The organism is Hymenobacter sp., assembly GCF_036387835.1.
Lineage (GTDB): Bacteria > Bacteroidota > Bacteroidia > Cytophagales > Hymenobacteraceae > Hymenobacter.
Window position 1 is genome coordinate 58,801 of record NZ_DASVSY010000009.1, and the last position, 10,462, is coordinate 69,262.

The 10,462-nt window shown below is 56.1% G+C and carries 7 protein-coding genes; 1 reads left to right on the top strand and 6 read right to left on the bottom strand.

Features of this window, described 5'->3' with window-relative positions; translation table 11 throughout:
* Window positions 1-7: 7 nt before the first annotated feature.
* From VF639_RS01855 to lptB, 3 genes are all read right to left on the bottom strand, one after another.
* Window positions 8-487, bottom strand: coding sequence for a toxin-antitoxin system YwqK family antitoxin (locus VF639_RS01855; RefSeq protein ID WP_331144176.1), 480 nt, complete (start codon window positions 485-487; stop codon window positions 8-10).
* Window positions 488-980: 493 nt separating this feature from the next.
* Entirely contained in the window at window positions 981-2,501 is a 1,521-nt protein-coding gene (locus VF639_RS01860; RefSeq protein ID WP_331144177.1) for a GH3 auxin-responsive promoter family protein, read from the bottom strand.
* Window positions 2,502-2,708: 207 nt separating this feature from the next.
* Window positions 2,709-3,440, bottom strand: coding sequence for an LPS export ABC transporter ATP-binding protein (gene lptB, locus VF639_RS01865; protein ID WP_331144178.1), 732 nt, complete (start codon window positions 3,438-3,440; stop codon window positions 2,709-2,711).
* A gap of 271 nt (window positions 3,441-3,711) precedes the next feature.
* Here lptB and VF639_RS01870 point away from each other — a divergent pair, with 271 nt between their 5' ends.
* Window positions 3,712-4,083, top strand: coding sequence for a DoxX family protein (locus VF639_RS01870; protein WP_331144179.1), 372 nt, complete (start codon window positions 3,712-3,714; stop codon window positions 4,081-4,083).
* A gap of 84 nt (window positions 4,084-4,167) precedes the next feature.
* On the opposite strand, the gene recJ is transcribed toward VF639_RS01870, so the two are convergent.
* The 3 genes from recJ to VF639_RS01885 all read right to left on the bottom strand — a co-directional run bounded on the left by recJ (window position 4,168) and on the right by VF639_RS01885 (window position 10,371).
* Window positions 4,168-5,889 carry a single-stranded-DNA-specific exonuclease RecJ gene (gene recJ, locus VF639_RS01875; protein WP_331144180.1) on the bottom strand — a complete coding sequence of 574 codons (1,722 nt, stop codon included), beginning with the start codon at window positions 5,887-5,889 and terminating at the stop codon, window positions 4,168-4,170.
* A gap of 315 nt (window positions 5,890-6,204) precedes the next feature.
* The gene (locus tag VF639_RS01880; RefSeq protein ID WP_331144181.1) at window positions 6,205-8,016 is read right to left on the bottom strand and encodes a tetratricopeptide repeat protein; all 1,812 of its coding nucleotides are present in this window, start codon (window positions 8,014-8,016) and stop codon (window positions 6,205-6,207) included.
* A 234-nt stretch (window positions 8,017-8,250) separates the two neighbouring features.
* On the bottom strand, window positions 8,251-10,371 hold the full coding sequence (locus VF639_RS01885; protein WP_331144182.1) for a SurA N-terminal domain-containing protein: 2,121 nt from the start codon (window positions 10,369-10,371) through the stop codon (window positions 8,251-8,253).
* Between the last annotated feature and the right edge of the window lie 91 nt (window positions 10,372-10,462).

Sequence of the window (10,462 nt, forward strand, 5' to 3'; positions counted from 1 at the left end):
CGCGTTCTTATCTGTTACGTAAGTCAATTTGGATAAGCTGAGTGCCTCGCAAATGGCCTCGGTCGTAATGTTCTACTGCTACTTGGTGACCTTGCGTGTCAAACACTTTCCAGTCACCAAACCAGAAGAAATGTATTCCGTCAGGCTCGTCTAAAATGCGAGCCTGACCCTGGCGCTTTTTTTTGCCGCCGTCCTGGTATTCGGTGATGGAGATGAGGCCGTATGGCTGGCGGGCAAACCGCTCTTTGCGCTCTATCTCACCATTTGGCGCGTAATAGCGCCAACGCCCCGCATAACGCCCGTGGCGGTAGCGCCCTAAGGCCATCGGGTGGCGCTCCGCATCGTCATAATATGTCGGCCAAGGTCCGTGCTGGCGTAGCTGCTTGTCGTAGCGTTTCTGCGACCAGAAACCGATGGGCCCGTGCTTGGCCGTTGAGCAGGAAGCAAGCAGAGCCACTAAGAGAACTACATACAGAGTAGGGCGCATCAGTAAGACAAACAAGAAGTAAACAGTGGCTTCATGCTGAAGCTATACAAGCCATTCAATATACGCTGTTCCGAATGGAACACGCAGTATCCGGCACGTGTATAAAACGCCTGCTTTCTTCTACAAATTGTCTTTTGAAACCAGCGTGTTACCTCGCTATTGCGAGAAAGATGCCGCTGCCGGGTGCGCAGTGTTTGCTTGGGCTGTCTCGGCCGAATCGGTTAAGTTCGTGGCAATGATGCCTAAACTTATTAGCAGGGCTAGCACAAGCAGGCTTAGCAACCCAAGCATAAACCGGGAGGCGAAAGTAGACCCTTCATCGGATAATAGGTGGCGTTTCCGGCGAGAAACGTAGGGGCGGGAGCGGGAGGCAATAGCGGACACGGAGGAACACAAAGAGCGTCGAACAATCCACTAATATAAATTTAATTTTTTAATAACATAGCACTTACTTTATTTCTCAAGTAATTATTTATTGAAATAATACAAAGCTTCAATTTACCTGCAGTATTTCTTCCAACATTTCGCGGGAGTTGCTGAGCCGGGGCACTTTATGCTGCCCCCCAAGCTTGCCTCGGTGCGCCAACCAACGTTCAAACTGGCCTGTTTGGGCCACTGTCAGCACCGGGGGCAGCAACGCCATGTCGCGGTGGCGTTTTGCATCGTAGTCAGAATTAAGTTGACGCAGGGTATCATCAAGCACCGCCGTAAAATGATTGGTATCCTGCGGGGGATTCGAAAACTCTATCAGCCATTGATGGCCCCCGCGAGAACCGTCGGCGGCTCCGGCAAAGTAGATGGGCGCAGCCGTGAAGTCGCGGACGGTGGTGTTGGTGGCTTGGCAAGCGGCGGCTACGGCGGCTTCGGCATTTTCCACTACCACTTCTTCACCGAAAGCGTTGAGGAAATGCTTGGTCCGGCCCGTAATTCGGATTCGATAAGGCGCCAGGCTGGTAAAGCGCACTGTATCGCCAATCTTATAGCGCCACAGGCCGGCGTTGGTACTGATGATGAGGGCGTAGCTTTTGCCAAGCTCTACGTCTTCGAGCAATACGGTGCGCGGCTCAGTGGCGTCCCACTGGTCGGCGGGCAGAAACTCGTAGTAGATGCCGTGGTTGAGTAGCAGCAGCAGGTCTTCGGAATCGGGTTGGTCTTGCAGGGCGAGGTAGCCTTCCGAGGCGTTATAGATTTCCTGATAATGCATTTGGCCGGAAGGAATCAACTGCTTAAAAAGCGCTCGATATGGCTTAAACGCCACGGCCCCGTGCAGAAACAAGCCGAGGTTAGGCCACACTTCCATGATATTATCGGTGCCGGCGAGTTCGAGCACCCGGCGCAAGAGCACAATCATCCAGGTGGGCACACCAGCCAGTACGCGCACGTCGGCTTGCAGCACATGGCGGGCAATTCGTTCAATTTTCTCTTCCCACTCGTCTAACAGCGCCAGCTCCAGCGGCGGCGTCCGAACGTGCTCGGCCCATACTGGCAGGTTCTGCATGATAACGGCCGACACGTCGCCTACCCGGGAGGTGGCATCATGGGGCCGCATGGGGTTGGGCATGTGCGTGCCGCCTAAGGAAAGGGTTTTGCCCCCGAACACTTGGGTTTCGGGGTAATGCAAGGTGGCCAGGGCCGTCATGTCGCGGCCGGCGCGGTAGTGGCAGTCGTGCAGGGCGTCGCGGGTGACGGGAATGTACTTGCTGCGGGCGTTGGTGGTACCGCTGCTCTTGGCAAACCACTGCACCTGGCCCGGCCACAGCACGTCCCGCTCGCCGCGTAACACCCGCTCGAGCATGGGGTAGAGTTCTTCGTAGCTGCTTATAGGCACGCGCTCGGCAAACTCTCGTCCTGGCACCTCGTCAGCGTAGCCGTATTGGCGGCCCCAATCCGTGTTTTTGGCGGTGTGCTGCAAGCTGCGCAATACCTCCCGCTGCACTTCGTGCGGATGCTGCTGGAAGTGCTTGATATCGTCGAGACGCCGTTGAACGGCCCACGTGAGGATGGAGTTTAACACAGAGCGAGGAAAGGATGGGAAGGCAGAGAAGCGGGCAAGTTGCGTTTTGTACCGTTGGCAGCCCCGGAATGTTGCCGGAAAAGACTAGCCAGCAACCCTGACGGTCTTCGAAAGTAACCGAACGGACTCACAAGCTCACCTTTTGGTGCTCTGGCCCCGCTACAACATGCCTCTCACTTTTGCCGGCTATACGCCGTGCTACGCCGCTTATACCTTCCGCTTCAACTCGAAATGCTTGCCGAGGTATACCCGCCGCACCATTTCGTCGGCGGCCAGTTCTTCGGCGGTACCCGCTTTCAACAGCTTGCCCTCGAAAAGCAGGTACGCCCGGTCTACGATGCTGAGCGTCTCATTCACGTTGTGGTCGGTGATGAGGATGCCGATGTTTTTGTGCTTGAGCTTGGCCACGATGCCTTGGATTTCCTCCACGGCAATCGGGTCAACGCCAGCAAAGGGCTCATCCAACAGTACAAATTTTGGGTCGACGGCCAGGGCGCGGGCTATTTCGGTGCGCCGCCGCTCGCCGCCGCTCAGCACCCGGCCCAAATTTTTGCGCACGTGGGTGAGACTAAATTCGTTGAGCAGCTCTTCCACTTTGTCGCGCTGCGCCTGCTTGGGCATCTTGGTCATTTCGAGCACTGACAAGATGTTTTCCTCTACACTCAAATCGCGGAATACCGACGCTTCCTGTGCCAAGTAGCCGATACCGAGGCGGGCGCGCTGGTAGATAGGCAGCTTAGTGATTTCGAGGTCGTCGAGGTAGATACGGCCGGAGTTAGGCTTCACCATGCCCACGGTCATGTAGAAAGAGGTGGTTTTGCCGGCCCCGTTGGGTCCGAGCAACCCCACAATTTCGCCTTGCTCCACCGTCAACGACATATCGTTGACGACCGTGCGGGCCTTGTATTTCTTAACTAAGTTATCGGCTCGAAGAATCATGCGGGGCAAAGGTAACGAAGACACGGGGAGGATGGCAGCTAGTGATACGCTAACGGTACTACGGCTAGCCTAGTACGAGAGGAAGCCTGAGAGTTGGTCGGAATTACGGTCTTTCCTTGCAAGTATCAGCAAGGATGGGTCGGTGGTATCTCAAGAAGACAACTCATTGCCGGGATACAGTTCAAGCAGCCCCGAAATATAAAAGCAAGCCGCTGCGCACAAAATCTATTGCAACTTATGGGCTTTAAAGGTTCTGCTTAACCCTACTGCCATGTCCCTCCTGCGCAAATCCAGTCTTTACCTGTTGGCGCTGATTTTTGTGGGGGCTGGAATCCTGCATTTTGTGGCGCCAGCGCCATACCTGCGGATTATGCCGCCTTACCTGCCGGCGCCGCTACTGCTCGTGTACCTGAGTGGCGCGGCCGAAGTAGCAGGCGGCATAGGGCTGCTGTTGCCGGCCACCCGCCGATTAGCAAGTTGGGGGCTGATTCTTCTACTGGTAGCTGTATTTCCAGCTAACGTGTACATGCTGCAAACACACGGTTTGGGCCCTTCCGTGCCGCTGTGGGTTTTGTGGCTGCGGCTACCACTCCAACCGCTGCTAATGGTGTGGGTATATTGGAGCGCGCGAGTGAAGCAGTGAGATAGTGAGTTTGACGTTCTGCTGGCGCTACTGGCGCAAAACCGCGCCGCTAGAACGTCAAACTCACCAGCTCGCTTTTCGCTGCTACTCCCAACGGATATCCTTTACGCGCAGCTGCAAGGTTTTGACCCCACGGTATTCGTTGATTTCCACTGTGTAGCACACGCTGAATGGCTGGCCTTGCAGAATGCTTGGCAGATGCTCGGCAAGGCCAAAGCCAATGGCATCCAATACGTGGTGCCCGTCCTGCGTAAGCGCCAGCTTCAGGTGCGACTGCCCTACCACCCGGGCCGAACTAGGCGCAGCGTACACGTTGCGGCTCATGAAGGTAGGGTTGCTGTTACCGGGGCCAAACGGCTCCATCTGCCGGAGCAGGCTGTAGAAGCCGTTGGTTATCTCGCTCAACTCCAGTTCGGTATCGATATCCACCGGCGGAATCATTTGTTCGGGCAGAATGCGGCCTGCTACCACCCGCTCGAATTTGGCCCGAAAGGCCGCTAAGTTTTCAACGGGCAGGGTAAGGCCAGCGGCGTACATGTGCCCGCCGAATTGGTCGAGCAAATCAGCGCACTCTTCTATCGCTTGGTGCACATCGAAGCCCGCTACAGAGCGGGCCGAACCTGTGGCTTTGCCATTGCTGTGCGTGAGGATGATGGTGGGGCGATAGTACTTATCGAGGCAACGCGAAGCCACAATACCAACCACGCCTTTGTGCCAGTCCTCTTTGTAGAGCACCGTGGTATGCGCATCCTGAAACAGCGCATCGGCCTCTATCATGTCCAGGGCTTCCCTAGTGATACTCGTATCGAAGCCGCGGCGCTCCTGGTTGGTTTTGTCTACTACCGATGCTTTTTCAAACGCTTCTTCCTTGCTGGAAGCAAGCAGCATGGCCACCGAGCGTTTGGCGTCGCCCATGCGGCCTGCAGCGTTGATACGCGGCGAAAAGCCAAAGACCAAGCTGCTGATGTTTAGCTCGGTAGTTTGCATACCTGCTAGCTCGCGCAGGGCGTCGAGGCCAGGGCGTTGCGGCCGGGTGGGGTCGTTGAGCAGGCGCAGGCCATGGTAAGCCAGCGTCCGGTTCTCTCCCATGATGGGCACAATGTCGGCAGCAATGCTTACGGCTACCAGGTCCAGCAAATCGTAGAGCGGCTCCTCGTCCAGGCCCTGGTCTTCGGTGAAAGCCTGCATCAGCTTGAAACCAACCCCACACCCCGACAATTCCTTGAAAGGATAATTGCAGCCGGGCCGCTTGGGGTCGAGTACCGCCACCGCGTCGGGCAGTTCGGTGCCCGGTAAGTGGTGGTCGCAGATGATGAAGTCCACGCCCCGTTCGTTGGCATAAACTACCTTATCCACAGATTTCACGCCGCAGTCGAGGGCAATGATGAGCGCAAAGCCATTGTCGGCTGCAAAGTCGATACCGGCCTCCGATACGCCGTAGCCTTCTTTGTAGCGGTCGGGGATGTAGTAGTCGATGCGCTCGGAACCGAAGAAGCGGCGCAGGTAGCTGTACACAACGGCAACGGAAGTAGTACCATCTACATCATAGTCGCCGAACACGAGCACTCGTTGACCACTATGCAGCGCCTCGGTGAGGCGAGCTACGGCGCGGTCCATGTCGCGCATTAGCAAAGGATTGGGCAACTCCCGCAGGTTCGGACGGAAGTACGCGCGGGCCTCCTCAAAGGTGCAGATGTCGCGCTGGCAAAGCAGCGCTACAATGGTTTCCTTGACGCGCAACGCGTCGGCCAGGAACTGAACCTTTTCAGGTTCGGGCGCAGGCTTTCGAATCCATCGTTTTTCCATAAGTGTAGCGGAGGCCGGAGCGGCATTATCTTCAAAAGTACAAAGAAAACCCCGCTCGCCTATTTCTTAGTGGCCTGCCACGCCTCGAAATCCATAGTTTTACGCCATGTCTACCCTTCGCGAATTCTTTCGCAAATACGGTCAGTACATCATTTCCGACGGTTTGATGTACCTGATTTTCATCGCGGCATTAGGCCTGATGTTTTTGTTTTTTGGGTAGCTGTCATTCCGAGTGAAGCGAGGAATCTGGACTCGGGTCACCCTACCGCTAGCTCAACTTAGATTCCTCGCTTCGCTCGGAATGACAATCGCCACTTACAGACTGTCACCCCGCAGCTTTCTGAACCGCTTGCGAGCTTCGGCCACGTAGATGCTGCCGGGGTATTTCACCAAAAACTGATTATAAAGCGCTTTTGCCTGCTCTTTGTCCTGCAGGTTTTCTTCCTGAATACTGGCTAGCAGGAACATGGCGTCGTCGCTGAGCACATCGTATTTAGGGTTGCCCGTGATTTTCTCGAGCGTAGCCACCGCCGCGCGGTAGTCGCCGGTGCGGCGCTGCAGTTGCGCTTTCAGGTACCAGGCGTCGTCTTGCAGGGCATGGCCCGGATATTTCTGAAGCAGCGCGTCAAGGCTACGTAACGCTTCGGGGAGCTTGTTCTGGAATACCAACTGTTCTACGGTAGCATAATCGCGCAATGCTACGCCAGCCGTGTCCATGGCCGTGTTGTCGGTGATGAGCAGGCTGAGCTGCATAGCATCATTGGCAATTTCGCGGGTGGTGGCCTCTTTAAGAATATCAAGGTGGCTTTTGGCCAACTTGAAGTCACCGGCGAAATAGCTTAGGCGGGCGTTGCGCAGCTTGGCTTCGTAGCCTAAAGGCGAATCCTTGTGCGACTTTTCCACCTGTGAGTACAGCAGCGTTGCTTCCCAAGGCTCACCGCGCAACAGATAGATGTCGGCCAAGTTAATTTTGGCTTCGTCCACCACATCGGTACTGGCGCGGGGCATATCAATTACTTCTTGCAACAGCGTAATGGCCTTCTCCTTCTCATCGAGTTGAAAAGCATGCAACACGGCCATGCTACGCAGTACGGGCGCCGTCTGCGGCGTGCGGCCTAGCTCCGTGAGCACCTGCTGGTACTCCACAATCAGCTCCCGAATCTTGGCCGGGTCTACGGGGTAAGCTTCGCGCACCTGTGTTTCTCTCGACTGCACCAGGCGCTGGCGGGCAGAGGCATAGAAAGGTCCGCCCTTGTACTCGCGCAGCACGTATTCGTAGCCGCTGATGGCGGTTTCGTAATCCTTGTTGTATTGGGCAATAGACGCTAGATCCATTACGCGGCTTCCCTCGGTGCGGCCTCGCCGGTCGAGGGCCTTGGCTTGCACCAAGGCGCCCGTGAAGTCGCGGCGCTGTACCTGCAGCCAGAGCAGTAGCTCACTGTACACGCTCCGGTCGGGATACTTCTGCACGTTAGTTAACAGCTGGCGCTCCAAGGCATCGAAATCCTTCTCGTTCTGGAGGCTATTTTGGAGCATGTTGCGCACGAAAGGCAGCTGCTGCTCGTCGTCTTGCACGAGGCGCAAGGTTTCGGCCATCAGCTTCTCGGTCTTGCCGTTTTGGGTATACAGCTGCACAAGCTGCGTACTAAACTCCGAGTCGTTCTTGGCCAGCTCGCGGCCGCGCAAGTAGGTTTTCTCGGCCCACTCAGGCAGGTTGCGGCGGCCGAACTCGGCTGCAACGGGCAGCACCTGCGCTATCGTGAGCTGGCTGATTACTTTCTCGTACTGCTTGGTAGCGGCGCTCTGGTCGCCAGCAGTGGTATAGAGGGTGCCTAGCGCCACGCCGTAACCGCCTTCCTCGGGGTGCTGCCGAATGGCGCGCTTCACTAGCTTTTCGGCGTCTTTGTAGCGTTTCAGGCCTTGCAATGCTGTCAGGTAGTCGGGCAGTATCGAAGCCGACGTCTGGGCATCGGCGGGGAGCTTGCTGAAAAGAAAAGCCGCTTTTTCGTGCTCTCCTTTGCGGGTGTACTCCTTGGCTAGCGTAACATTGCCCACCTCTTGCTGCGCCTGAAGCGGAGCAGTGGAAAGCAGCAAAAAAGAGAATAGCAAACAGGGCAGGTGGCGCATAGAAACGAGATAAGCAGCAAGTAGCAACGGCTGCCAACAGAAACGGTAGCGCCGGCAGATTCATTTCAAGATAAGCAGGAAATCCTACGCAATTCCTCTGCACTTTGGTTCTGGTCTGGTCGGGCAGGCGTCGGAGACTGTAGCGCGGAAGCCACAGTCTCTAATGCTATACTTTCCAGCCATAAAAAAAAGCCGCTCCTCAAGGAGCGGCTTTTCTGTTTCAGACAACAAGGCTTAGAAGAACTTGTTGCGCTCGTCTTTGATGTTGGCGTTGGCTTTTACAGCTTCGTAGATCAAGCCATCGGCGCGGCCGGTCCGCTGGTCGGTTAGCTGCTTGCGCACGGCGGCCAGATCGGAAGGGGCAGCGGGCTTCTGCACGCTCACCGGCTCTACAATTAGTACTCCCTGCTCGCCCTGAATTGGGGCCGACTTTTGGCCGGGCTTCAAACCAAAGGCTTTGCCGACTGCCAGTGGCTCGCTGCCAAGGCCCGGAATCGCGCCGGAGCCTAGCACTACGCCATCGGCCGTTTTCACTTGGGCTGCCGAACCATATGTGCCAGCAATCTGCTCTAAGGTGCCGGTTTTGCCGCTCAGCTTGCCGATGATCTGCTTGGCCTTTTCTTCGTTGCGCACGGCGGCGGTAAGCTCGGGGCGCAGGCTGGCTACGTCGGCCGTGCCCTTGCTCCGCTCACCGGTCAGAACGGCTATTACGTACTGGTCGCCAATTTCAAACACTTCCGATACGTCGCCAACGGCGGTTTTCTTGCCGGCCGTACCGTAGGCCCATCGCACAATCTCGCGGGCGCTCTGTAAGCTATTTACCGCTTGGTCGCCGCGGCCGAGGCCTTTGGCTTCCTGCTTCTGCAAGTTCTTTTCTTTGGCTATCACTTTGCGGAACGACTCCAAATCGGTGGCATTACCTTTCAGCGTTTGCGCCCGGGTGTAAGCTACTTCGCGGGTGGCCTCCGAAGGCTCCATCTTCTTCTGTATGGTAGCCAGCTGATACGTTTGCGTGGTTTTGGGTGCCGTAATTTTGATGATGTGATAACCGAACGACGTCTTTACCGGATTAGGTAACAAGCCCGTAGCAGTAGCGCCAAAAATGGCCTTCTCGAACTCCGGTACCATGCGGCCCTGCTGGAACCAGCCAAGGTCGCCGCCGGTGTTTACGGTGCCATCGGTGCCGTACTGACGAGCCATAGCGGTGAAGTCAGCACCACCTTTAATTTCAGCCAATACCTTTTTGGCTTTAGCTAAAGCGGCGGCATCTGCCGCGGGCGTAGTGCCTTCGGGCTTGATGAGGATGTGGCTGGCGCGGGCCGAAGCCTGCCCACCGGCCTTCTGACCCGTTACTTTAATCAAGCTGATCGTGCCGTTCTCGGCATATGGGCCGTACACCTTACCCACCGTGAGGGGCAGCTGCTGACGCAGCTTCTCGGGCATATCGGCCGGCGACACATAATTGCCGTTGTAAGGCTGATCGGAATTCAACTTTACGAACAGCGAATCGTTGGGAGCCGAAGCAAACTGCGTAGCTAGTTGCGCAACGCTTTGCTGCACGGCCGCCGTGTCTTCCTTGGACGCTACCACCGGAATGGTTACGTATTCGATACTGCGGCCGTCTTCTACTTTGTAGCGGCTCTTGTTCTTGTCGAGGTAAGCTTGCAGCTGCTCGTCCGTCACTTTCACCGCCGAATCGGAGATAGAGAAGTAAGGGACAAACAAGTACTTCATGCTAGCTTTCGTGTTCTGGTTTTCGTCGAAGCGCTTGGCTTCAGCCGTCGTCACGTAGGTGCTAAGCTTGAGCAGGTTGTTGTACTTCTGCCCCATCCGCTCCGGGCCGAGGTTGGCTTCGAAGTTCTGCCAAGCGGCTTGCGCATCGGGTGGCAGCTTGTCGAGACCTTGCAGGTACTGCACAATTTTGGCGCGGTCGAACTGCCCGGTCTTGGGGTCAGTAAACGCCTGCTTAATGCTCGGGTGAATATTTTTACCCTGCACCATATCCGTCAGCTCGTCGTCGGATACAGCCAAGCCGAGCTTGTCGAACTCCTTCTGGAAGGCAATGCGGTAGATGGTCTGGTTCCAGGCTTGGTCGCGCAGGTAGCCCATGGCCTGCTCGTCGGGCTGGCGGCCTTGCTGCTGCACAAACGACTGCTTGGCTTGCTCCAGCGCGTTATTGAAATCCGTCAGCTCAATTTTCTGACCGGCTACCTCGCCTACCACATTTTGATTGCCACCGAACAAACGGTTTTTCCCCCCTATCAGGTCGCCGCCAACAATAAAGAGCAGCATACCGATGGCAACAGTGCCAACGGCCCAGCCTGATTTTTCCCGAATCGTGTTAATTAATGCCATTTACTTGAAAAAAAGCGCGGTAAAAAAGTAGAAAGAGGCGCAAAATAACCAGAATCCGCCGGACATTCAAAGCTATCCGGACGCAAGCACG